Annotated in this window: 18 protein-coding genes; 11 read left to right on the forward strand and 7 right to left on the reverse strand. The window is 56.9% G+C overall.

Annotated elements, in window-relative coordinates; translation table 11 throughout:
- Window positions 1-209 precede the first annotated feature (209 nt).
- On the forward strand, window positions 210-1,547 hold the full coding sequence (locus KO499_RS10820; protein WP_215983751.1) for a sodium-dependent transporter: 1,338 nt from the start codon (window positions 210-212) through the stop codon (window positions 1,545-1,547).
- On the opposite strand, the gene KO499_RS10825 is transcribed toward KO499_RS10820, so the two are convergent.
- Entirely contained in the window at window positions 1,534-3,450 is a 1,917-nt protein-coding gene (locus KO499_RS10825) for a sigma 54-interacting transcriptional regulator (RefSeq protein ID WP_215983752.1), read from the reverse strand. The genes KO499_RS10820 and KO499_RS10825 overlap by 14 nt on opposite strands.
- Window positions 3,451-3,749: 299 nt before the next feature.
- Between KO499_RS10825 and KO499_RS10830 the strand changes: the two genes are divergently transcribed.
- The 4 genes from KO499_RS10830 to cynS are packed head-to-tail and all read left to right on the forward strand — an operon-like array spanning window position 3,750 to window position 7,424.
- Complete coding sequence (locus KO499_RS10830) at window positions 3,750-5,171, forward strand: ABC transporter substrate-binding protein (RefSeq protein WP_215983753.1); 1,422 nt, start codon at window positions 3,750-3,752, stop codon at window positions 5,169-5,171.
- Between the two features lie 2 nt (window positions 5,172-5,173).
- Window positions 5,174-6,001 (forward strand): nitrate ABC transporter permease, encoded by an 828-nt coding sequence (ntrB, locus tag KO499_RS10835; protein WP_215983754.1) that lies wholly within the window; start codon window positions 5,174-5,176, stop codon window positions 5,999-6,001.
- A gap of 55 nt (window positions 6,002-6,056) precedes the next feature.
- Window positions 6,057-6,953, forward strand: coding sequence for an ABC transporter ATP-binding protein (locus KO499_RS10840; protein WP_215983755.1), 897 nt, complete (start codon window positions 6,057-6,059; stop codon window positions 6,951-6,953).
- A 27-nt stretch (window positions 6,954-6,980) separates the two neighbouring features.
- Window positions 6,981-7,424, forward strand: a complete 444-nt coding sequence (gene cynS, locus KO499_RS10845; protein WP_215983756.1) for a cyanase — start codon at window positions 6,981-6,983, stop codon at window positions 7,422-7,424.
- A gap of 112 nt (window positions 7,425-7,536) precedes the next feature.
- On the opposite strand, the gene KO499_RS10850 is transcribed toward cynS, so the two are convergent.
- Window positions 7,537-7,815: an ACT domain-containing protein gene (locus KO499_RS10850; RefSeq protein ID WP_215983757.1), complete on the reverse strand. Its 279-nt coding sequence runs from the start codon at window positions 7,813-7,815 to the stop codon at window positions 7,537-7,539.
- Window positions 7,812-9,512 carry an acetolactate synthase 2 catalytic subunit gene (gene ilvG, locus KO499_RS10855; RefSeq protein ID WP_215983758.1) on the reverse strand — a complete coding sequence of 567 codons (1,701 nt, stop codon included), beginning with the start codon at window positions 9,510-9,512 and terminating at the stop codon, window positions 7,812-7,814. Before ilvG ends, KO499_RS10850 begins: the two co-directional genes overlap by 4 nt.
- Window positions 9,513-9,824: 312 nt before the next feature.
- Between ilvG and KO499_RS10860 the strand changes: the two genes are divergently transcribed.
- Window positions 9,825-10,907 (forward strand): efflux RND transporter periplasmic adaptor subunit, encoded by a 1,083-nt coding sequence (locus tag KO499_RS10860; protein ID WP_215983759.1) that lies wholly within the window; start codon window positions 9,825-9,827, stop codon window positions 10,905-10,907.
- Window positions 10,908-10,912: 5 nt separating this feature from the next.
- Window positions 10,913-13,996: an efflux RND transporter permease subunit gene (locus KO499_RS10865; RefSeq protein ID WP_215983760.1), complete on the forward strand. Its 3,084-nt coding sequence runs from the start codon at window positions 10,913-10,915 to the stop codon at window positions 13,994-13,996.
- On the opposite strand, the gene KO499_RS10870 is transcribed toward KO499_RS10865, so the two are convergent.
- Window positions 13,993-15,618, reverse strand: coding sequence for a methyl-accepting chemotaxis protein (locus KO499_RS10870; RefSeq protein WP_215983761.1), 1,626 nt, complete (start codon window positions 15,616-15,618; stop codon window positions 13,993-13,995). The genes KO499_RS10865 and KO499_RS10870 overlap by 4 nt on opposite strands.
- A gap of 142 nt (window positions 15,619-15,760) precedes the next feature.
- Here KO499_RS10870 and KO499_RS10875 point away from each other — a divergent pair, with 142 nt between their 5' ends.
- On the forward strand, window positions 15,761-16,504 hold the full coding sequence (locus KO499_RS10875; protein WP_215983901.1) for a pseudouridine synthase: 744 nt from the start codon (window positions 15,761-15,763) through the stop codon (window positions 16,502-16,504).
- On the opposite strand, the gene KO499_RS10880 is transcribed toward KO499_RS10875, so the two are convergent.
- Window positions 16,489-18,345, reverse strand: a complete 1,857-nt coding sequence (locus KO499_RS10880) for a sensor domain-containing phosphodiesterase (RefSeq protein ID WP_215983762.1) — start codon at window positions 18,343-18,345, stop codon at window positions 16,489-16,491. The two genes, KO499_RS10875 and KO499_RS10880, sit on opposite strands and share 16 nt — an antisense overlap.
- A 273-nt stretch (window positions 18,346-18,618) precedes the next feature.
- Between KO499_RS10880 and KO499_RS10885 the strand changes: the two genes are divergently transcribed.
- Window positions 18,619-19,227, forward strand: a complete 609-nt coding sequence (locus KO499_RS10885) for a methyltransferase family protein (RefSeq protein WP_215983763.1) — start codon at window positions 18,619-18,621, stop codon at window positions 19,225-19,227.
- A gap of 21 nt (window positions 19,228-19,248) precedes the next feature.
- On the opposite strand, the gene djlA is transcribed toward KO499_RS10885, so the two are convergent.
- Window positions 19,249-20,028 carry a co-chaperone DjlA gene (djlA, locus tag KO499_RS10890; protein ID WP_215983764.1) on the reverse strand — a complete coding sequence of 260 codons (780 nt, stop codon included), beginning with the start codon at window positions 20,026-20,028 and terminating at the stop codon, window positions 19,249-19,251.
- A gap of 142 nt (window positions 20,029-20,170) precedes the next feature.
- Here djlA and alkB point away from each other — a divergent pair, with 142 nt between their 5' ends.
- Window positions 20,171-20,821 carry a DNA oxidative demethylase AlkB gene (gene alkB / locus KO499_RS10895; protein ID WP_215983765.1) on the forward strand — a complete coding sequence of 217 codons (651 nt, stop codon included), beginning with the start codon at window positions 20,171-20,173 and terminating at the stop codon, window positions 20,819-20,821.
- Between the two features lie 6 nt (window positions 20,822-20,827).
- On the opposite strand, the gene KO499_RS10900 is transcribed toward alkB, so the two are convergent.
- Window positions 20,828-22,108 (reverse strand): MgtC/SapB family protein, encoded by a 1,281-nt coding sequence (locus KO499_RS10900; protein ID WP_215983766.1) that lies wholly within the window; start codon window positions 22,106-22,108, stop codon window positions 20,828-20,830.
- A gap of 165 nt (window positions 22,109-22,273) precedes the next feature.
- Between KO499_RS10900 and KO499_RS10905 the strand changes: the two genes are divergently transcribed.
- A complete protein-coding gene (locus KO499_RS10905) occupies window positions 22,274-23,761 on the forward strand; it encodes a SulP family inorganic anion transporter (protein ID WP_215983767.1) in 1,488 nt (495 codons plus the stop codon).

Genomic DNA, 23,761 nt, shown 5'->3' on the forward strand with positions numbered 1-23,761 from the left:
AACAATCAGGTTGTATTTTTCAGGAGAAGTGAAGGCAAAATCTGGACTAAATATCGAATTTTGCATGCACATAAATGGTTCGATATTGCGCTCGTGGCACCAAGACAATGCTCTGCCCAAAAACCTGGTTTGATTCTGGTCAAACGAGTCGCCCCATGATTTGTTAGCCTTCACCCCATTGAAAGCCCCGGTTATGGAGAGGGAGCACCGTGCCAAAGCATCACGAATTTATAGAGGAATCGAGAAAACAATGGAGCTCAGAGCCTGCGTTTGTAGCCTCTATGGCTGCAGCAGCCGTGGGGCTGGGGAACCTGTGGCGGTTTCCTTACATGGTCGGGGAGAACGGTGGTGGCGCTTTTGTGGTGGCGTATCTGCTGGCGCTGATTGTGGTGGTTTTGCCCATCATGATTCTGGAAGTGTCTGCAGGTCGGCTCTCCAAGGGAAGTACGGTCCAGACCTACCGGCAGGTGAACCGCTTCGGGATGATGTACGGCTGGTTTGTGGTGCTGATTACCATGGCCATTACCAGCTATTATCTGGTGATTACCGGCTGGACCCTTGGCTATGCCGTGGATGCTGCGACAAACAATCTTCGGGTATTTGGCGACTTTACCGAAGGGTATAACTCGCTCTGGTACTTCTTCGCTGTCACCGTGTTAGGGGCGATCATCCTTGCCAAGGATGTGACCGCCATTGAGCTGATGTCGAAGATCCTCATGCCGGTGTTGATCATTGTGATGATCGGGTTGGTGATCTTTGCCAGTCGCACACCTGGTTGGGAGCAGACCAAGATTTTCTTTTTTCAGGTGGATTGGAGCCGGCTGGCCGACGGCAAGCTTTGGGCATTTGCCTTCGGGCAGGCGTTCTACACTCTGGCGATTGGTCAGGGGTATCTGGTGACCTATGGCAGTTTTATCCCGCGACAGACCCATGTGCCCCGGGCTTGTCTGATTGTTGCAGGTACAGAGACGAGTGTGGCGTTGCTGGCCGGCTGGATGATTTTCCCGTTTGTGTTCAGCCTTGGCATGGAGCCTACGGAGGGCAGCCAGCTGGCGTTTGTGACCATGCCCCGGGTGTTCGAGGGTATGGTTGGCGGTTACTGGGTAGGTACGCTGTTTTTCAGTCTGTTCTTTATGGCTGCATTCAGTTCGAGTCTGGCGGGGCTGAAGGTAATGATTGCGGCTGTGGCGGAGGAATTCCGGCTGAGCAATGGCCGGGCTGTCAGTCTTGTTACCCTGGTCATGTTATTGCTGGGTACGGCATCTGCGCTGAGTTTTACGCCGCTGGAATGGACTATTGCCGGGGAGCCCGTGCTGGATGTAATTGATCGGGTGGCCGGTGGGAATGTCATTATATTCTCAGGCGTGTTGGGCGCCGCCATGTTTTGCTGGTTTATTCCGCCCGAAAAGATCCGGACAGTGCTGGGCACCGAGAGCCGTTGGTGGGAGTGGCGGATGTACCTGGTTGGCCGCTACCTGCCGCTGGTGATGTTGCTGTGGATTGCGCTGACCTATGCCCTTAACCAGCTGGGAGTCACCCCGGCCTGACCTGGAATTCTCTGGCTTCGATTTTCAGTTTCTTCAGCCGAGAAGTGAGGGTGGTTGGTTTTATGCCGAGCATGGCCGCGGCGCCATCGTCGCCGAATACTCTGCCTCCGCTCATCTCCAGAGCTCGGGTAAGGTTCTGCTTTTCCAGTGCTCTGAGCTCCTGTTCGGTCATCAGTTTGTCGTTAAAATGACGGGCCGGAATGGTCTGGTCAGAGGAGGGTCTGGCGATGGCTTCCGGGCCGGGCAGGTCAAGATCGAGTCGGCCATCGGCAGTGATGACCTGTCGCTCAATGACGTTCTCCAGTTCACGTACATTGCCTGGCCAGTGATAGGCCTTGAGAACTTCAACGTCCCGTTCTCGTAGCGCCAGTGTCGGCCGATTGAACTTCTGGCAGGCCCGGTTCAGGAACTCCCGGGCGAGGATTGGGATGTCTTCCAGACGCTGGCGCAGAGGGACGGACTCGATGGGAAAGACGTTCAGGCGGAAGTAGAGGTCTTCCCGGAACGTTTTTTCCTGGACTTCTGAGTTCAGATCCCGGTTGGTAGCCGCAATCACCCGAACATCTACAGCCCGGGTGCGGTTTTCGCCCACTCGTTCGAATTGCTGATCCTGCAGAACACGAAGCAGCTTGCCTTGAAGCTCTATAGGAATTTCACCGACCTCGTCCAGAAACAGGGTGCCGCCGTCAGCCAGTTCAAAGCGACCGACCCGGTCGTTGATGGCTCCGGTAAAGGCGCCTTTGATGTGGCCGAAAAACTCGCTCTCGAACAGGTCTTTCGGGATAGCGGCGCAGTTTACCCGAATGAGAGGTCGGTCCCGTCGGCTGCTGGACTGATGAATGGCACGGGCAATCAGTTCTTTGCCTGTACCGGACTCTCCGGTGATCAGGACGTTGGCATCGGTGGGTGCCACCATGCCTATCCGCCGTACAATCGCCTGGATAGCTTCGCTCTGGCCGAAGATTTCGTGGAAGTGATATTCGGCGCTGATTTCTTCCTGAAGATAAGCGTTCTCCATTTCCAGGCGGTGTTTGAGGCTTTCCACTTCCTCCAGCGCTTTCTGTAATTTTTTCTGGGCCTCCAGGCGAGCCGAGATGTCCCGAAAGACCACAACCGCGCCTACTGGATGCCCGTTATCCATGATGGGTGTGCTGGTGTACTCCACCGGAAAGCCTGTGCCATCCTTCCGCCAGAACCAGTCTTCGCCCACGCGTTTCACACTGGCGTCGCGAAATGCGGCGTAGATAGGGCAATCGTTCAGGGGGTAAAGGCTGCCATCTTCATGTGAATGGTGAACCACCCGGTGAATGACCCGCCCCATCAATTCATCAATGCGCCAGCCCAGCATTCGTTCTGCGGCTGGATTGGCAAAGGTGGTTCGACCCTCCGCATCCACCCCATAGATGCCTTCCCCGACCGCATGCAGAATCAGTTGATTCTCCCGTTCCATGTCTTTGAACAGCTCTTCAACCCTGCGCCACTCCAATAGCCCGCCCCGATGATAGTAGTTGGCGTCGTGGCGTTCCCGCAGGGAGCGCAACTGGCGGCGGTCCCTTAGCAACAGCAGCACATTCTGGGATTCCGCCTCGCCGACCCTGGAAGAAGAGATTTCCAGCTCTACGCTATGGCCGTCCCGGTGCTGAAGCATGAAGTCGCGGCTCCAGCCCTGACTCCGAAACAGCGTCTCTTCTGTGAATGCAATCAGTTGCGGTCGCTGGTCAGCAAACAGGTGCGTACAGGGTGTGCCCGTAATGGATTGTCTGTCCGTCCCGATCATCCGTGCCATGGCGCTATTGGCGGCGAGAATCAGATCCCGGCCGGCGTCCACCAGCAGGGCAGCTTCTGGGAGATGAGCGATCCAGTTTCCGGGGGTTTCGGGGTTCACGATCGTTTTTGAGGGCATGGCAGTGTCCTGAGTCATTCCTGAAACGATGAAACAAGCCTTGTGCCAACTACGAAAAATCGAAGTTAAAACTACGAAAAATCGTGAATTACGAAATATCGTAGTCGTTTCTGTCCTAGGTTGTTGGAAAATAATTCAATAAAAACAATTAATTAATGATTTTTAAAACTTGGCACAAACCCTGCGATAGCTCCTTAAGAACGCGTAGCCGACCCGACCGTTTTCAACCTCGGGCCCGAGCCGCACCTTTGTTGCACAGCAAGAGTGCAGAAATAACCCGTAACCCAGGAGAGTGCCCCATGACTACGAAAAGCCTCGGTAATCCGTTTAATGGAGACAAGTCTTTGATCCACTCCAAGACCTGTGGCTGTCATGAATGCAAGTCCGGAGAGAGTGCAACGTCCATTTCGCTGGACCTGAAACCGACTGACAGCCAGCAGGCCGCGTCCGACGAGCACCTGGATTCAGAGGCGATGATGGATCGGGCTATTGAGAGCGCGGTGGTCCGCTCGGTGTTCGGTCATAACGACCATAGTCGGCGTAGTTTCATGAAAATGATGGGCGCCGGCACAGCGGCTGCGGTTCTGGGCAGTGTGTTCCCGATGGAGAAGGCCAAGGCGGCGGTGAAGGAATCTCTGGGCAAGCTGGAGAAAACCAAGCTTAACGTCGGCTTTGTTCCGATTACCTGCGCCACTCCGATCATCATGGCACACCCCATGGGTTTCTATGAGCGTTACGGCCTGGATGTGACCGTGACCAAGACAGCCGGTTGGGCGGTGGCCCGGGACAAATCCCTGGCGGGCGAATACGACGCTTCCCATATGCTGACGCCCATGCCTCTGGCCATGACCATGGGGGCCGGCTCTACCCCGGAGCCGTTCATCATGCCGGCAGTTGAAAACATCAATGGCCAGGCGATTGTTCTGCATGTGGATCACAAGGACAAGCGGGACCCGAAACAGTGGAAAGGCTTCAAGTTCGGCGTGCCGTTCGAGTATTCCATGCATAACTTCCTGTTGCGGTACTACCTGGCCGAGAACGGTATCGACCCGGACAAGGATGTGCAGATCCGCGTGGTACCGCCACCCGAGATGGTGGCAAACCTGCGTGCCGGCAACCTGGATGGATACCTGTCTCCAGATCCGTTCAACCAGCGAGCAGTGTGGGAGAAAGTCGGGTTTATCCATATGCTTACCAAGGACATCTGGGAAGGCCATCCATGCTGTGCTTTTGCCTGCAGCCAGCAGTTCGCAACTCAGAACCCGAATACTTACGGAGCCATGCTGCGCGCCATCATTGACGCCACCCAGTACTCCAATGATCCGGATAACCGGAAAGAAATCTCCGAAGCTATTGCGCCGAAAAACTACCTGAATCAGCCGGTACCGGTTATCCAGCAGGTGCTTACCGGGTACTACGCCGACGGTCTCGGCGAGGTCAAAGATGTGCCGGATCGCATCGATTTCGATCCGTTCCCGTGGCACTCCATGGGGGTCTGGATTCTTACCCAGATGAAGCGTTGGGGTTACATCGAAGGCGAGGTGGATTACAAAGGTATCGCCGAGCAGGTATATCTGGCGGGAGAGACCGGCAAAATCATGGAGGAGCTCGGTTACTCCGCTCCGGATCGTACCTACAAGACTCACACCATCATGGGCAAGACCTTTGATTCTGATCATGCGGAAGAATACGCGCGCAGCTTCGAGATCGGGAGGGTGTAACCATGGCTTCTCTGAACGTTCGGGCAGCACTGCTGTCGGTGTCGTTCCTGATTCTGGCCCTGGGGCTCTGGGAAATGGCAACCCAGCCTCCAGAGGCCCTGACCGGATTGACCGAATACGAAATGCTGATGGGTGGTGTGGAACAGGAATCCCGGGTGCCGCCACCTTCGGCGGTTATCAAACTGGCCTGGGAGGAGCTGTCGAACCCTTTCTATGACGCCGGGGCCAACGATAAGGGCATCGGCATTCAGCTGGCTTACTCTGTGTACCGGGTGCTGACCGGCTATCTGGCGGCCATGGCTATTGCTTTACCAGTGGGATTCCTGATCGGCATGTCACCGCTGATGTACAAGGCTCTCAATCCGTACATCCAGCTCCTGCGACCGATCTCGCCCCTTGCCTGGATGCCGCTGGCTCTGTTCATCATTCAGGACTCCGATGCCTCGGCGATCTTCGTGATTTTCATCTGTTCGATATGGCCGATGTTGCTGAACACTGCCTTCGGCGTTGCCAATGTCCGGCAGGACTGGGTGAACGTGGCCCGCACCCACGAACTCGGGCCCCTGCGTACCGCCATTACGGTGATCCTTCCTGCTGCCGCTCCGACGATTCTGACCGGTATGCGGATTTCCATTGGTATTGCCTGGCTGGTCATTGTAGCTGCTGAAATGCTCGTCGGCGGCACTGGCATTGGCTACTACGTGTGGAACGAGTGGAACAACCTGGATCTGGCCAGTGTGATCTTCTCAATCCTGATGATCGGGGTGGTGGGCATGCTACTGGACCTGGCGTTGGGTAAAGCCCAGAAGCTGGTGGAATACAAAGAATGAGTGGTCCGGCCCCGGTCACCGGCGCCGGCCTCAACCCTCCGAATGGAGACCCGTTATGAGTAAATCATTCCTGGAAGTAGATGGTCTGTCCAAAGTCTATCCGGACGGCCAGGGCGGCGAGCTGACCGTCTTCGAGGATATCCGCTTTGCCCTGGAGAAAGGCGAATTCGTGTGCATTATCGGCCACTCCGGTTGCGGTAAATCCACCATCCTGAACGTGCTGGCGGGTCTGGACGAAGCCAGCGCCGGCAACGTGGTGATGAATGGCAAGGAAGTCAAAGGCCCCGGCCTTGAACGCGGTGTGGTGTTCCAGAACTACAGCCTGCTGCCCTGGAAAACCACCCTGAATAACATCGTCTTCGCCGTACGCGCCCGCTGGCCCAACTGGTCCAAGGAGAAGGTGAAAGAGCACAGTGAACGTTATCTCAAGATGGTGGGGCTGGAGCACGCTCTCAATCGTAAGCCATCTCAGCTATCCGGGGGGATGCGCCAACGGGTCAGTATCGCCAGGGCCTTTGCCACTCAGCCGGAACTTCTGTTGCTGGACGAACCCTTCGGTGCGCTGGATGCACTGACCCGGGGGGTGATCCAGGACGAGCTGGTCAAAATTTGGGAAGAAACCCGACAGACGGTGTTCATGATCACCCACGATGTGGACGAGGCGATTCTGCTCTCGGACCGTATTTTCCTGATGTCCAACGGCCCCAACGCCCGCATCGCCGAGAGCGTAAAGGTGGATATCCCGCATCCGCGAGCACGTGCCACGATCTTCCAGAATCCGGCCTATCACAAGACCCGGGACTATCTGGTCGACTTCCTGGTTAACCGAAGCGGTTCGGCGCTGCCCGAAGAAGACGGTAGTCCAAGACTCGTCGAGCCCGCCAAAGGCGCCGCTGAGGCATCGTCTGCGACTACCGAATCCGAAACTGCCGCTCGTGCGGTAAATGCCTGATGTGAAAACCCAAGAGAGGAAAAAGTCATGATGAACAAAGAACTGATGACTGCGAAGATTCTGGAGGCCAAGGTCTCCAAGGCGTTGACCTGGGAATCCATCGCCGAAACCATCGGCATGTCCCCGGTGTTCACCACCTCGGCGGCGCTGGGTATGAACCGGCTTACCGAAGACAAGGCGTTCGCCCTGTGTGAAGTCCTCGGCCTCGACAAGCCAGTGGCCGAAGCGCTCCAGGTTTGCCCGAAAAAAGCCTGGGACGGCGCCGTTCCGCAGGACCCGCTGATCTATCGATTGTATGAAGTTGTAGGTGTCTACGGCGACACTTTGAAGGAACTCATTCACGAGAAGTTCGGCGACGGCATCATGAGTGCTATTGATTTCACCATGGAGATCGACAAGGAGGAGAATCCGAAGGGCGACCGCGTTGTGGTTACCATGAATGGTAAATTCCTGCCCTACAAAGCCTGGTAATCTCAGAGCTTTAGCTTCGGAGTTTCAGCTCTTTTAGCCTTTGAGTTGAGGGGCGGGCCTACGGGGTCGCAGGCCCGCCAAACCTAAGGCTACCGAAGACAATCTCCAAGATTCAGGCCGAACGAGACCGGGCCACAGATCCAGCCGCGAGGGCAACCTCGGCAACCGTATGAAGCTTCTCCAGTTGCGCCTGCAACATGGTAATAGGCCGAGTGCCCTCCAAAGTCAGGGCGATATCCAGATGTTCGCCGGCGGTTTCCACGGCCATGGTGGCAATGCGGAATCCTCGGATGCGAACCACCTGGCAGAGCCGCTCCAGGGCGGCGGCTTCCTGGGTCATTCGGCAGTTGATGGTGTAGCTGGGCGTTGAAGGCTGACTTTTCGGGTTCATGCAACTTGCTCCTTGGCGGCTTTGGTCGTGCGTGCTGTTTCGTCGATCATTTCCCGATTGCTGGCGCCGGGTTTTACGATGGGCCAGACGTTTTCTTCACGGCTGATGGCTACATGCAGCAACATCGGGCCGTTGAAGGCCAGGATGGTTTCGATGCCGCGGCGGATCTGGTCAGTGCGTTCAATATGCAGGGCTGGAATGTCGAAGGCTCTTGCCATGGCCACAAAGTCGGGATTGTCGTCCAGGTTTATCTGGCTTTCCCGGTTGTTGTAGAACAGTTCTTGCTGCTGGCGAACCATGCCCAGACACTGGTTATCCATGACGATGAGTTTTACCGGCAGGTTGTAGCGGCGAATGGTCGCCAGTTCCTGTGCGTTCATCATGAACGAGCCATCGCCGGTGACGTTGATGACTGTGCTGTTGCGATCGGCAAACTGGGCACCGATGGCCGCCGGGAGCCCGAAGCCCATAGTGCCCAGTCCGCCGCTGGTGAGGTGGTGTCGTGGGTGGTCGAAGACGTAGTGCTGGGCTACCCACATCTGGTGCTGGCCAACGTCGCAGGCAATCACGGTCTCATCGGGGGCAACGCGGGAGAGCTGACGGATGAACGCCGGGCCGGTGATCGGTGCCAGTGGTTCTTCATTGTCGGCTGCGTGGAAACCTCCGGTGGTGTGCCATGTACGGCATTGCTTCTGCCAGTCGCTGATAGCCAGAGGGGCATCCTGCAAGGCCGCGGTCAGTGATGTAAGAATGGCCTTCAGATCTCCGCGGATAGCCAGATCAGCCGAGCGCAGCTTGTTGATCTCGGCGGCATCGGCGTCGATATGGATCATTGTCGCGTTGGGAGCGAAGCCGTCCAGTTTGCCGGTGGCCCGGTCGTCGAGGCGAGCGCCAATGACCAGCAGCAGGTCGCACTCGTCTACCGCCTTGTTGGCCGCCCTTGAGCCGTGCATACCCAGCATGCCGAGGTTGAAGGGGTTGTGTTTGCCCGGATTGCCAATGCCCTTGAGAGTAACAACCGCAGGCATTGCACAGGTTTCGGCGAACGTCCGGAAGCTGTCCTCGGCATGGGCCAGGCTAATACCTCCACCGCTGTAGAGTAATGGCTTACGGGCGGCGCGCAGCATCGACAGCGCCTTTGTCAGGTCGGGCGCGGCCGTTTCACAAGGCGCAGATTGAGGGAAGGGCGCATCGACTACTTCAGTCAGCAACAGGTCTTTCGGGATATCAATCCACACCGGTCCCGGCCGGCCGCTCTCGGCCAGCTGGATGGCCTCTTCCATGATTGTCGGCAGACTGTCCGCGTCGTCGATCAGGTAACTGTGTTTGACGATGCCCAGGGTCATGCCCAGTACATCGGTTTCCTGGAAGGCGTCAGTGCCGATCAGGCTCGAAGGTACCTGGCCCGTGATGACCAGCATGGGGATAGAATCCCGATGGGCATTGGCAACGCCGGTAATCAGGTTGGTTGCGCCGGGGCCAGAGGTGGCAATGCATACGCCGAGCCTGCCGCTTGCCCTGGCGTACCCGTCGGCGGCCAGGGCGCATCCCTGTTCGTGCCGGCACAGCACATGTTCCACACCCACGTCGTCTACCAGCGCATCGTAGAGCGGCATGATGCAACCGCCCGGGTAACCGAAGACGGTGCTGATGTTGTGGCGATGGAATGCGTCAAGAATGTGCTGTGCGCCGTTCATGGTCGTTTTTCCTTTTTCTTTTGCCGTAAAAAAAGAAACCCCCGGGACCTTTCGGTGCCGGGGGCTTCTGGTGTCTTGTCAGGTTTGTCGCTATCTCACCCGCTTGTCCACGCAAAAGCCCCCGGACGGTACCACGACCACCAGGATGAGCTTCACAAGGACAATCACTGCGTTGAGTTTCATAAAATCGACAGTCTGTTCTGAATTCGTAAAAACTTTATGTGTAGAATCTAACCCACGATTTTAACCGGATGCAACCGTTATTTGCCGGTTTTTTCTGTCAGCCCTTGATTCAGGAACAGCGAGCATTCAATGACGAAAGCAAAATGGGGTTCTGTGGGACTGTCACTTCTGATTGTGATTGTTCTGGCGATATGGATGGCGACCGGCGAGGTGAAGGTGGCCAATGACGAGGCACCGGAGCGCCAGGAGAGCGGCGAAGACCAGCTGACAAGTGTGCAGGTGGAAACCCTGACGGCAAGTTTGTACGAGCCTGGTCTTTTGTTGCAGGGCCAGCTGGAACCGTGGAATTCGGTGCTGTTGAGTGCTCAGGTTTCCGGGCGGGTAGAATCCCTTGCCGTGGATCTTGGAGAGCAGGTCAGCCAGGGCCAGAAGTTACTTGTTCTATCGGATGAGGGACGCAGCGCGGAAGTTTTGCGCTGGCAGTCCCGTGTAAGGAAGCTGGAAGCTGATCTCGCTGCGGCCCGCCAGCTGCGGGCCAACAATCTGGCTTCGGAATCCGAGGTGCTGAATCTGGAAAGCGAGATTGCCGCAGCCAACGCTGAACTGGCCAGTGCCCGACAGGCAATCAGTCATCTGGCACCCGAAGCGCCCTTTAACGGTGTCATCAACAGTAAATCGGTCGAGGCCGGAGACCTGGTTCAGGTCGGCTCACCCCTGTTTCAATTGGTAAGGGTGGATCGACTGAAAGCCACAGCGCAGGTTCCCCAGCAATCGGTGGGAGATGTGGCGCCTGGCCAGACCGTTCGTCTGGATCTGCTGGATGGTAGTCGTCTTTTCGGGGAGGTGACCTTTGTGGCCAGTGCAGCTTCCCCGGAAACCCGGAGTTTTGCCGTAGAGATTGCCGTGGAGAACCCGGATCGCAAACGGGTGGCTGGCGGTAGTGCCAGTCTGAGAGTGGCGTTGCCGGAGGTAAGGGCGATGTTCCTGTCTCCCGCTTACCTGTCCCTTGGCGATGATGGCCGCCCTGGCGTGAAGTATGTGAATAGTGAGAACCGGGTGGAGTTCGGTCATGTAACACTGTTGAGTGTCACTACTGACGGAGCCTGGGTTGCCGGTTTGCCGGATGAAATCCGCCTCATTACCCGCGGTGGTGGTTTTGTCAGTACCGGTGACCAGGTTGTACCGGTAGACACCGCCGAAGACGGGGGCTAGCCCGCATGCGTGCACTGATCTTTGCCGCCATTGATCGCAGCCGTACAACCTTGCTGACCCTGCTTTTCCTGATTCTGGGGGGGGTCGCTGCATTTCAGACTATTCCGAAGGAAGCGAACCCCGACATTACCATTCCGATGATCTATGTCTCCATGACCCTGGATGGTATCAGCCCGGAGGACGCCGAGCGCCTGTTGGTAAGGCCCATGGAACAGGAGCTGCGATCGCTCGAGGGTGTCAAGGAAATGCGGGGCACGGCCTCCGAAGGGCATGCCTCAGTCATGCTGGAATTTGATGCAGGATTTGATTCGGACAAGGCTCTGCAGGATGTTCGGGAGAAGGTGGATACCGCCCGTACCAAGTTGCCCCAGGAAGCGGATGAGCCAAGGGTAAACGAGATCAATGTCTCTCTGTTCCCTGTTCTTTCCGTTGGTCTGTCCGGCCCCTTGTCGGAGCGGGAACTGATTACCATTGCCCGGCGGTTTCAGGATGCCATCGAGTCTATCCCGGAGGTTCTGGAGGTGGACATTGGTGGCGATCGGGAGGACCTTCTGGAAATTGTGGTCGATCCCCAGGTTCTGGAGAGCTACGGCATCGATTTTGATCAGTTGGCTTCCCTGGTAACCCGCAATAACCAGTTGGTGGCTGCAGGTTCCCTGGATACGGGCAACGGCCGCATGGCACTGAAGGTGCCCGGGGTGATCGAGACCATTGAGGATGTGATGTCCATGCCGATCAAGGTCGATGGCGACACAGTGGTCACGTTCGGTGATGTGGCCATGCTGCAACGCACGTTCAAGGATCCTGATGGCTTTGCCCGCATCAACGGTGAACCCGCCCTGGTACTGGAAGTGTCCAAACGTTCGGGTGCGAATATTATCGAAACCATCGCCCGGGTTCGGGAGCTGATCGAGCAGGCGAGACCACAGTTGCCGGACTCCCTGGAAATCCGCTACATCATGGATCAGTCCGGGGAAGTGCGGGACATCCTCAGCGACCTTTTGAACAATGTGCTCACGGCCATCGTGCTGGTTCTGATCGTGGTGATTGCCGCCATGGGGCCACGCTCCGCGGTGATGGTCGGGCTGACGATCCCCGGTGCCTTCCTTGCCGGCATTCTGGTGATCTGGAGCATGGGCCTTACCCTCAATATTGTCGTGCTTTTCAGCCTGATTCTGGTGGCGGGTATGCTGGTTGATGGCGCCATTGTGGTGTCGGAGCTGGCAGACCGGAACCTGTCCGAGGGGCTGACGGTAAAGCATGCCTGGGCCGAGGCGGCCAGCCGCATGGCCTGGCCTATTATAGCCTCGACAGCGACCACCCTGGCGGTGTTCATGCCTTTATTGTTCTGGCCCGGCGTGGTTGGAGAGTTCATGAAGTTCCTGCCGCTGACGGTAATCATCTGCCTGATTGCTTCCCTGGCCATGGCGCTGATTTTCCTGCCGGTACTGGGGAGTGTGAGTGGCGGCCAGAGAGCGCGGCAGGGGCCATCGGCGGGTCGTCTGATGCATGGCTACCGGCAGCTACTGGCACTGTTGTTAAGGTCACCCGGACTGACGTTGATCGGCGTGCTCTGCGTAATCGCAGTGATCTATGCCGCCTACGCCCGCTTCAATCACGGGGTGGAGTTCTTCCCCAGTGTGGAGCCCGATTCTGCCCAGGTGCAGATCAGGGCCAGAGGTGACCTTTCGGTATGGGAAAGGGACGCGATTGTGCGTGAGGTGGAGCAGCGTCTGCAGGACATGCCTGAAGTGAAGGCCCTGTATGCCCGTTCGATGGTCAGTGCCGGTTCCCAGCTGGCACCCGACGTGATTGGTGTTCTTCAGTTTCAGTTTACCGACTGGTTCGATCGGCGTCCGGCCAGTGCGATTCTGGGGGAATTCCGTGACATGACCGCCAACATTCCGGGCATCGAGCTTGAATTCCGCAAGCAGGAAGGTGGCCCCGCCGAAGGCAAGCCGATAGAACTGCAGGTGAGTAGCCGGGAGGCGGACAGTCTCAACGGCTATGTGGACGAAATCAAAGATCGCATGCGTGAGTTGGGTGGCTTCGTGGACATTGAAGATGACCGGAGCCTGCCGGGTATTGAGTGGCGGCTGCAGGTTGACCGGGAGGCTGCGGCCCGTTTTGGTACCGATGTTTTGGGTGTCGGAAGTGCCGTGCGCCTGGTTACCAATGGTTTGAAACTGGCTACCTACCGCCCGGAAGACGTGCGGGACGAGGTCGATATTGTGGTGCGTGTGCCCAATAACTGGCGGGAACTGGATCATCTGCAACGCCAGACCATTCATACGTCCCGGGGTCAGGTTCCGCTTTCGGAATTCGTCGACCTTCGCCCCGGTGACAAGACCAACAGTATCGTTCGGGTGGATGGCCAGCGTACAGTGACCATCAAATCCGAGCTGGCCCAGGGGCGCCGTGTGGATGAGCTGCTCAAATCGCTGCAAGCCGAGATGCCAGAGCCACCCGAGGGCATTTCGGTGACGTTTGCCGGCGAGAACGAGGATCAGCAGCAGGCGTCGAACTTCCTTGCCACAGCCTTTCTTGTGGCTATCGGTCTGATGCTGCTGATACTGGTGACCCAGTTCAACTCCCTGTACCAGACCTTCCTTATCCTCTCTGCGATCGTGCTGTCGACGGCCGGAGTACTTCTGGGGCTGTTGGTGAATAATCAGTCGTTTGGCATTGTGATGGTGGGCATGGGGACCATTGCTCTGGCGGGCATTGTGGTGAATAACAACATCATTCTTATTGATACCTACAACCAGATGCGTCGGGAGGGCCTCTCGTCCTACGAGGCCGCTCTGGAAACCGGCTGCCTGCGTCTGCGCCCCGTGCTGTTAACGGCAATAACAACTGTTCTGGGGCTGATGCCCATGGTGCTTGGTGTCAACGTGGATCTGCTGACCCCCTCTTTGGGCTTTGGAGCGCCATCCACACAATGGTGGACCCAGTTATCCAGCGCTATTGCCGGAGGGCTGGCGTTCGCTACCGTGCTGACGCTATTGCTGACGCCTGCAATGCTGGTACTGGGTGACCGGGCCGATCAGGCCTTCGGCAGGCTGATCGACCGGTTGCGGACTTCCTAGTATTTGATCCGATTCGCGAGTTCCTGAGCCCGGATTGCCATGGATTCGAGTTCGGGAACCGTGCGAAGGTTGTTTTCGGCGGCCCGGTGCATGGTCTCTGAGATTTCGGCCACGTCCGTTACGTTACGATTGATATCCTCACAAACACTGGTCTGCTCTTCAGCAGCGGTGGCTACCTGGGTGGCTGCATCATTGATGCTGCTCATGCGTCGGTTGATCTCTACCAGGGTATAGCGCACTGCCTCAACCGCCTCGCTACTTTCCTGAGCGACAACGCCTGAGGCCTGCATAAACTCGGTCGCATCCTTTGACGCGCCGCTGATAGCGCCGATAATCTGGTCAATTTCCACAGTCGCTTCCTGAGTTTTGGCCGCCAGATTTCGGACCTCATCGGCGACAACGGCAAAGCCACGACCGGCCTCACCTGCACGAGCCGCCTCAATGGCTGCGTTCAGCGCCAGCAGGTTGGTCTGGTCAGCAATCTCCCTGATAACCTGCATAACATCACCTACTTTCTTGCCATCACTAGCGAGTTGGTCGACGGTTTCGGTGGAGTGTCGGATCTGATCAGTTAGCCGGTGCATGCTGTCTACGGCCTTATTGATCTGTGTGTCGGCAGTGGAAGTTTCCCCCGACGTCTGGGTAACTTCAGTGGCGACCGAGGCTGCGTGACTTGCCACATCCTCTGCGGTTGCCGACATCTCGTTCATGGCGGTAGCAATTTGTTCGATTCGGTGGTGGGCCATTTCGGACTGGCTGACAACACGATCTGCGTTCTGACGGATCAGCTCCCCCGTATCGTTTAACTGTCCGGCATTTGCACTCAGCTGGGCTCCGGTATCGCTGAGGAACCGGTGCAGACTTCGAGCCGCGTCAGCCAGTTGTCCTAGCTCGTCGGAGCGCTGCATGGTGACGGGATCCGAAAGGTCTCCGTCGCCCAGCCGGGAAACCTGTAAGGTGAGTTTCTGAGAGGGTCTGATCACACTCGACAATAGTATCGTGATCAGTGCGATTGTCCCCAGAACAATGGCGGCGATCAGAAGCCCGGCCACCAGCCAGCTGCGCTCGGTTACAACCATATTCAGGGTTTCGGCGCTCAGAATACTGTCTTCCCGAACTGTGGTCGCGGCATTTTCAATCAGTCTGGCGGGTTCACGGTCGATCCCCTGAACTGCGGCATCACCTGTGCCGGGATCAAAACCGGAGCGGGTGAATGCCTCGAAGCCCTGGCGATAGGCCCTTCCCATCGTCCGGTGTGCCTGCTTGAAATCAGACAGCAAGGCTTTTGCTTCTGGCTCCTTTATGCGCGGAATCAGCTTTTCAAGCTGGCTCTGGATGGACGCTTCACGCTCTTGAAAGCGGCCCCAGTATTTGTCCAGCATTTCTGGATTTGATCCCCTGATAAGAACGTTCTTCCACTCCTGAACCTGAGTTTGGAATCCAGAGAGTACATCTTGTGCTTCCAGAGCATTAACCATTCTGGTATTGACGAGATCGTTGAAGTCATTTTTGACTTTTAGTGAGAAATTCATGTACACAACCGCCACCGCTGCAACAATCAAGTTTGCAGTGAGAACTACCAGGAGAACCCGGTTGAGAATGCTTTTGGAATACCAACTCATCGATACTTTCCGCTCAGGTTTTAGGTGCCAGACAACTTGCCGTGGCGTTTTTCAGTCGTTGCCAATTATTTTGGCTGCATCGGGATTGACCGCATTTGAATTCGTTTCAAACCGCTGATGAACTTTTTGTAATAGGTCTATGATGGGCAACCCGCTGAGTGTTCTCTATCGGGACGATTACCTATTGGTGGTCCATAAACCGGCCGGGCTGCTGGTACACCGGAGCCCCATTGACAAGCACGAGACCGAGTTTGCGCTGCAATACGCACGGGCATTGAATGGTGGCCAACATGTTTACCCGGTGCACCGGCTGGATCGGCCCACTTCGGGCATTCTGGTGTTTGCCCGGGACAGCGAGACCGCCCGTTCGCTGGGTTTGGCCATGATGGCCGGGGAGGTCACGAAAACCTACCTGGCGATGGTGCGAGGCTGGCCGCCGGAGTTCGGAGAGATTGATTATCCATTACGGGAAGAGCCCGAGGATCGGCGCCTGAAGGGTGTCGAGCAACCGGTGCGGGACGCATTCACCCGGTACCGGAGACTGGCGATTACCGAACTACCGGTCAAGATCGAGAAGTACCCAACCAGTCGCTATGCAATGGTTGAATTGTGCCCGAAAACCGGCCGCAAGCATCAGCTAAGGCGGCACATGAAGCACATCAGTCACCCGATTATTGGCGATGCCAATCACGGTCGGGGTCGGCACAATCGTTATTTTGCCGACCGGTTTGGCCATGGACGTTTGATGCTGGCAGCCACCGGCATGGCTTTTCTTCACCCTGCTACGGGTGAGTCGCTAACGATCAGTGCTCCGCCAGAGCAGAGCTTTCTTGAGGTTCTATCCATTTTTCCGGGGTTTGAATTGCCGGATCAGTCTGAAAAATAGCAGCTGAGGAACTCGGGGTAGGGAAGCGGTTTGCTGTATCGGTAGCCCTGAAGGTAGTCACAGCCTTTATCGAAGAGCCAGGCCTCGTGAGCATCGTTCTCTACACCTTCGGCTACAACCGACAACCCGAGGCCCCTGGCCAGACCGATGATTGACAGGGTAATGGCGCAATCGTTTTCGTCATCGGGCAGGTTATTGATGAACGAGCGGTCAATCTTGATTCGGGAAAAGGGCAGGCTTTTTAGCCGGGACAGGGATGAATAGCCAGTACCAAAATCGTCAATAGCAAGCTCGGCGCCAGCCTCAACCAATTGCTCCAGTATCCGGCTGATGATGCTGAAGTCGCCCTGAATCGAATCTTCGGTAACCTCGAACTGAAGGGCACTGACGGGCATGCTCTGGTGGTGGCATATCTGCTGTACCAGTTCGGGTAGTTCCGGCATCAGCACCTGCTCGGATGACAGATTCACGGACATGGTGGGCAGTAGAATATTCCGGTCTTTCGCATCGCGCCAGTGTGCGCACACCCTCTTCAGAACACAGGCCCCCAGCTCGTACATGAGTCCGGCACCGCGCGCTATGTCGAGAAACTCGATCGGAGACAGCCAGCCACGCTCCGGATGCTGCCAGCGAACCAGGGCTTCCATACTCTCCAGCTGCGTTCCGGTGCGGTCCATGATTGGCTGATAGAATACATCCAGGCCATCGACTTTCAGTACTTCCCGCAGCTCGTTTTCCAGAGCGAAGCGGGAGCGCGCGGTCATCTGGATCTCCGAATCGAACAGTGTCGATCGGTCCCGGCCCTGCCGTTTGGCATGGTACATGGCGGCCTCGGCGCCCCGAAGAAGCTCTTCCGGTTCCTGGCAGTCGCCCGGGAAGTGGCATACACCTATGCTGGTGCTGACGTTCAGATTCTGGCCGGACACCCGGATTGGCTGGCGAATCCGATGCTGGATATCCTGGATGGCCTCATCCAGGAAGTCGGGCAGGGTGTAATTGCGGATAACCAGAGCGAACTCGTCCCCGCCGATCCGGGCCAGGAGGTCTTTACCTGCGAGCTGCATCTCTTTGAGCCGCTGGCCGATTTCGGCAATAACGTCGTCTCCGGCCTGAGGACCCAGGCCGTCGTTGATGGTTTTCAGGCGGTCGACATCAATCCAGAGCAGTACCAGGCTGCCGGTATTCCGGCGTGTGATCTTGCGCACCAGGTGACCCAGCCGGTCTCGCAGGGACTCCATATTGGCGAGGCCGGTGAGCGAATCGTAGTGTCTGACGTATTCCAGCGCCCGCTTGGACCTGAGCCAGGCCTCGTGGGTATTCATCAGGCTGATGGTGTCAGCGATGGCCGCGGCTAATGAAATATCCGGCACTGACCAGTCCCGGCGCACATCGGACTCAAGGCAAACGACACCACTCAGATGCTCGCCGTCAAAAATCGGTGCGTCGAGCATGGAGTGAATATTCTGAACCGACAGATAATCCCGGTCGAAAGAGCGGGTGCGGATATCATTGCGGGCATCGTTCACGGCAACTACCCGTTCTTCGCTAATGGCCCTAAAGTACTCGGGGTGGTCCGAGCGAAACAGATTGAATTCAGAATCCTTCTGAGAAATGCAGCTATTGCGATCTGGTTGTTCCTCGTCGTGTAACCATTCGCATCTGATACGATCTCTCTCGGGAGGGAACAGCCAGACACTTGCTCGCTTTAACCCCAATAGTCGGGTACACAACTCCACGAGCGCTGCCAGCTTTCGGGGGCGCGGCAATTCAATAAAGCTGGCGTTATGGCTCAACTCCATCAGTGCCTTGTGGTGGGTCACCAGGATTTCAGTGTCACGCATGGCCGGGCTCAATATGGGGTCCTTTTACTTGAAATGCGAACGGCCTTGAATCGAAGCTCGGCGCAGAGGTCAGTTCATCTCTGAGCTTCCTACACAATATGGCATCTGTTTCTATGTGTGTCCAACCGCCGAACGATCTGACCGGGGAGTTCTGACCGTTGCGGTTTTTGTTTGAGGCCGGCTTTGGCCATCCGAACGGCGGTGCAAATCGCTTTCCACAAGGGTTTACAGGTAATAAGCTAGGCGGCCTTAACACTGTTTTAAGCGATCCAGATGGAATCTATTGAACCCTTAGTACGCTACTCGCTCGGTCTTTTTTTCCTGATGATCGGCCTGCAGTTCAGCGGCCGGAGTCTTGGCCTCTTTCAGCGTATGCACTTTTCGCACATCAATTATGGTAAGCGCGGAAGTGCGCCCTGGTGGCACCGTCATATCTTCAACGTGTTCCGGGCGTTCATTCTGGGTGTCTGCCTGGTGCGGATTTTTGCCGACATAGACGGCTGGCTGGGTCTCTTTGGCTGGCTCTATCACTGGCCGGTGTTGCTGGTTGGCATGCTGTTGCTGTTGGCCTCTTTCACCGCCGCGAATTATCTGCAGGCCTACATGCATGAGGAGTGGCGCTCTGGCATTGACCCACGCAAGGATCAGCGAAAGCTTCTGACAAGCGGTCCTTTCAGTCACTCCCGGAACCCCTTGTTCCTGGCCGTGATGATGGGGCAGTTCGGGTTCTTCCTGGCTCTGCCCAGTGTCTTTTCCCTGGTGTGCCTGGTGGCCGGAGTGTTGGTAATTACCCGCCAGGCCCGGGAGGAAGAAAAGGCGCTGGCGGTCATGTTTGGTGAGGACTATGAGCGTTATCGGGTCAGCGTGCCCCGCTGGTTCTGATTCGGCAGCGGGGTTGGGGTATTACGCAGATTTCTTCCGGGCTTCCTTGATGACATCGTACGCATGACTGATCTCCCGAGTGCGTTCCTCTGCCATTTCCCGCATGCTCTCGGGTAGCCCCCGACCCGCAAGTTTATCCGGGTGATTCTCGCTCATCAGTTTGCGATAGGCTTTCTTGAGTTCTGCATCACTGGCCGAAGGTGACACGCCAAGAACCTTGTAGGCATCGCTGATCTGATCTTCTGACGAGGGCTGGCCTGCACCGGCTCTATTGGTATGAGCGCCCCGGAGCATGGCTTCCAGTTGGTCGACCTGGCTGTCGGGCAGACCAAGGCCGCGGGCAATACGTACCAGCATTTCGTGCTCGGACGGATGGACAACGCCATCCGCAGCCACGGCTGATACCTGAACCTGAAGGAACATCTGGAGAAACGCAGGCTGGCGGCCACTGGCCTGCAAGAAACGATTCAGCTCGGCATCAAGATCAAAGTCCGGCTCCTTGCCCCGGTTGAAGGCGGCCTTGGCTTTGGCTTTCTGTTCCTCGTTCAGGCGAAAGCGCACAAACATGGCTTCCGCCATCTGGATCTCATCCTGGGAAATGACGCCGTCTGCCTTGCAAAGGGCGCCCATCACCGCGAAGACCGATTCAATAAAACCGGATTGGATACTCTGTAGCTTACCTATCAGCCGGCGTTTGAGGCGGTTGAGAAGAAAGGCACCAATCGCGGCACCCACCAGAAAACCCGGGAATTTGCCAAAGGCATAGCCAATCAGACCGCCAACGATGATTGCAAACAGCATTAATGAGTCCTTAATAAGGTATGAATCAGCCCATAGAATATACGTGTTTTTCCGTCCGGCTTCATGAACAGGCTTTCATCGACGGCGGCAAATTTAGCGTAAGATTCCATTTTACCGGTTCTCGCAGGAGAATAAGCACACTATGACCCTGGACCTGTTTGGAGAGTTGCCACCTCAAATGACCATCGAGCATCTGATGGACGGCGCCTTGGTGTTACGCCAGTTTGCGCTTGCGGATTCGGAGGCGTTAGTGGCTGAGATTGACCAGGTTGCCGCCGTAAGCCCCTTCCGAAATATGACTACACCTGGTGGCCATGCCATGTCAGCGGCGATGAGTTGTTGCGGTAATCTTGGCTGGGTCACAGACGCCAGCGGTTACCGGTATCAGTCTGAAGACCCGGAATCCGGAAGGCCGTGGCCGGCCATGCCGTCGATTTTTCAAAAGCTGGCGTGCCGGGCAGCGCAAACTGCCGGCTATCAAGGATTTGAACCAGATGCCTGTCTGATAAACCGTTATCAGCCCGGGGCCAGGATGGGCCTTCACCAGGACAAGAACGAACAGGACGTTACTCAGCCGATTGTGTCGGTGTCCCTTGGTCTGCCTATTGTGTTCCAGTTTGGTGGCCTGGTGCGTAACGAGCGCCCGATGCGCGTTCCACTTGCTCACGGTGACGTGGTGGTATGGGGCGGGGCGTCCCGGCTGCGCTATCACGGGGTACTGACTCTCAAGGCCGGAGATCATCCCGTCACTGGTGCCTGTCGTTACAATCTGACTTTCCGGCGCGCCCGGTAGGGGGGATTACTGTAGCCAGGCGACCAGCAGCCCGGCGGCCAGAGACAGTGTCATCGGCCCGCCCACCAGAATCCCGGTCTGACGATTTCCCACAAACCCTGCGAGCCCAGACTTCATCAGGTTGTTGGCAGCGGCGGCGATAACAATGCCAATGACTGCGGTGTTCATTGCCAGGTCGTTGTTGGACATTCGGGTGAGCGACAGGGTGATCGCGTCCACATCCGCGATACCGGAGATTGCCGCCAGAATATAGATGCCGGTATCGCCCAGCCAGTTACCCAGAAACTCGCTCAGTAGCAGGATCGCTGTTAGCAACGCGCCAAAGACCAGAGCCGACGTCAGGTCCAGCGGATTCTGACTCAGCGTTGGCTGGCTGATCTGCAGCTCCCGGGAGTTCTGGCGCCAGATAATCCAGGCCGGGCCGTACAGCAGAACGGTCATGACGATGACGGGCCAGATCAGGCTTGGCAAAAGATCCGGATTGATCACCACGCAGTAAACCAGTATCCGTGGGAACATGGTGCCGCAGGCGATCAGAATTCCGCTTGCGAACTGAGCACTGAGCTGCGGGTTGTGCGACGCCTGTCGGGAATAGTGCAGGGTCAGCGCGGTGGATGAACTCAACCCGGCAAAGAGACTGGTGAACAGGATGCCTTTGCGGGTACCTGCGACCCGGATCGAGAAATAGCCGACGAAGGAAATCGAGGCGATCATCACCACCATCCACCAGATTTCCCTGGGGTTGAGGACGCCACCGGGCCCCATTTTTTCATTGGGTAGCAGAGGCAGCATGACCACGGAAATGAGCAGCAACTTAAGCGCTGCATCCAGTTCGTGTTCTTTGAGCCTGTGAACCCAGCCGTGGATCTCTTCCTTGTTGTCGAGAATGATTGCCGTCACAACGGCCGCCGCAATGGCGATTACCGGGTCAACTGCGACTGCGACTGCACCGAAGCAGAAGGTCAGCACCATGCCAACCATGCCGGTGATGCTGAAGTTGCGAATATGCTCCAGTCGCTCGCTGTAGGCCACGATGGCCATGGCGACAACACTGATCAGCAAAACCGGGAATGCCCATTCAGTAATTTCCTGGGCCAGCAGGGCCGAGATGCCGCCAAGAAGTCCCACCAGTGCAAAGGTGCGGATGCCGGCAATCCGCTCGCCGGATTTCTGATCCCGGGCGTCCCAGCCCCGTTCCAGACCGATGATGGCACCCAGAAGAAGTGCCACGGCGAGATTCAGGGTGATCTGGTTTCCCACCAGAAACCGGGACGCGACGTCATCCATGAGTTGGTGCAACCTCCTGTTAATCAATGGATGTGCTGATAATAGCAGCCCCGGCTGGAAGCCGTTAGATGTCTACGAAGATACCGCTAGCGACCTTACTTTCCTGTAATGGGGCTGATAAGCTTCGCCACCTTTGACTTAGTAGCAAACCGGAAATCCGAAATCATGGTGAATTCCCTAAAGGCCAGCTGGCTTTCGAACGTTCGTGGCGATGTGCTCGCCGGTATTGTGGTGGCGCTGGCGCTGATCCCGGAGGCCATCGCTTTCTCGATCATTGCCGGTGTTGATCCCAAAGTGGGGCTGTATGCATCCTTCTGTATCGCGGTGATCATTGCCTTTGTGGGCGGCCGCCCCGGCATGATTTCCGCGGCAACCGCGGCGATGGCGGTATTGATGGTGACGCTTGTTAAAGAGCATGGCCTGCAATACCTGCTTGCGGCGACCCTGTTGACGGGGGTCTTGCAGTTGGTCGCCGGCTACCTGAAGCTTGGCAGCCTGATGCGTTTCGTGTCCCGCTCGGTAGTGACCGGCTTCGTAAATGCCCTGGCAATTCTCATTTTCATGGCCCAGCTGCCAGAGCTGACAAACGTAACCTGGCATGTCTACGCCATGACAGCGGCCGGTCTCGGTATCATCTACCTGTTTCCTCTGGTGCCCGTGGTCGGCAAGGTTCTGCCTTCTCCTCTGGTGTGTATTGTCGTGCTCACGGCTGTTGCGGTTGCCATGGGGCTTGATATCCGTACCGTAGGCGACATGGGGGATCTGCCCGATACCCTGCCGGTGTTCCTGTGGCCGGATGTGCCGCTGACCCTGGAAACCCTGATGATTATCCTGCCGTACTCGATTCCGCTGGCCATCGTTGGTCTGCTTGAATCCATGATGACGGCGACCATTGTTGATGATCTGACGGATACGACCAGCGACCGCAACCGGGAATGCAAGGGTCAGGGCATTGCCAATATCGGCTCCGGCCTGATTGGTGGTATGGCCGGTTGCGCCATGATCGGCCAGTCCATCATCAACGTGAAATCCGGTGGCCGTACCCGTCTCTCGACCCTGACAGCCGGGGTCTTCCTGCTGATCATGGTGCTTCTGCTGGATAACGTACTGGTGCAGATCCCCATGGCAGCCCTGGTGGCGGTTATGATCATGGTTTCCATCGGTACCTTCTCCTGGGACTCCATCCGCAATCTTCGCAAGCACCCGCTCTCCACCAACATCGTGATGCTGGTCACCGTCGTGGTGGTGGTGGCCACGCATAACCTGGCCTTCGGCGTGCTGGCAGGTGTCCTTCTGGCGGCGCTGTTCTTTGCGAACAAAGTGGGTCACTACATGCTGGTGACCTCGGTGCTGGACGAAGCTTCCGGCACCCGTACCTACCGGGTCGTGGGTCAGGTGTTTTTCAGTTCGTCGGAAAAATTCATGGAATCCTTTGATTTCAAGGAAGCAGTCGATAATGTGGTGATTGATCTGAGCCGCGCGCACTTCTGGGATATCACCGCGGTTGGCGCGCTGGACAAGGCTGTGATCAAGTTCCGCCGGGAAGGCGCTGAGGTTGAGGTTATCGGGCTGAACGAAGCCAGTGCAACGATCGTTGACCGTTTTGGTGTGCACGACAAGCCGGAAGCCGTCGATCAGCTGATGGGGCACTGA

Origin of the sequence: Marinobacter sp. F3R08, from assembly GCF_018860425.1 — a bacterium.
Taxonomy (GTDB): domain Bacteria; phylum Pseudomonadota; class Gammaproteobacteria; order Pseudomonadales; family Oleiphilaceae; genus Marinobacter.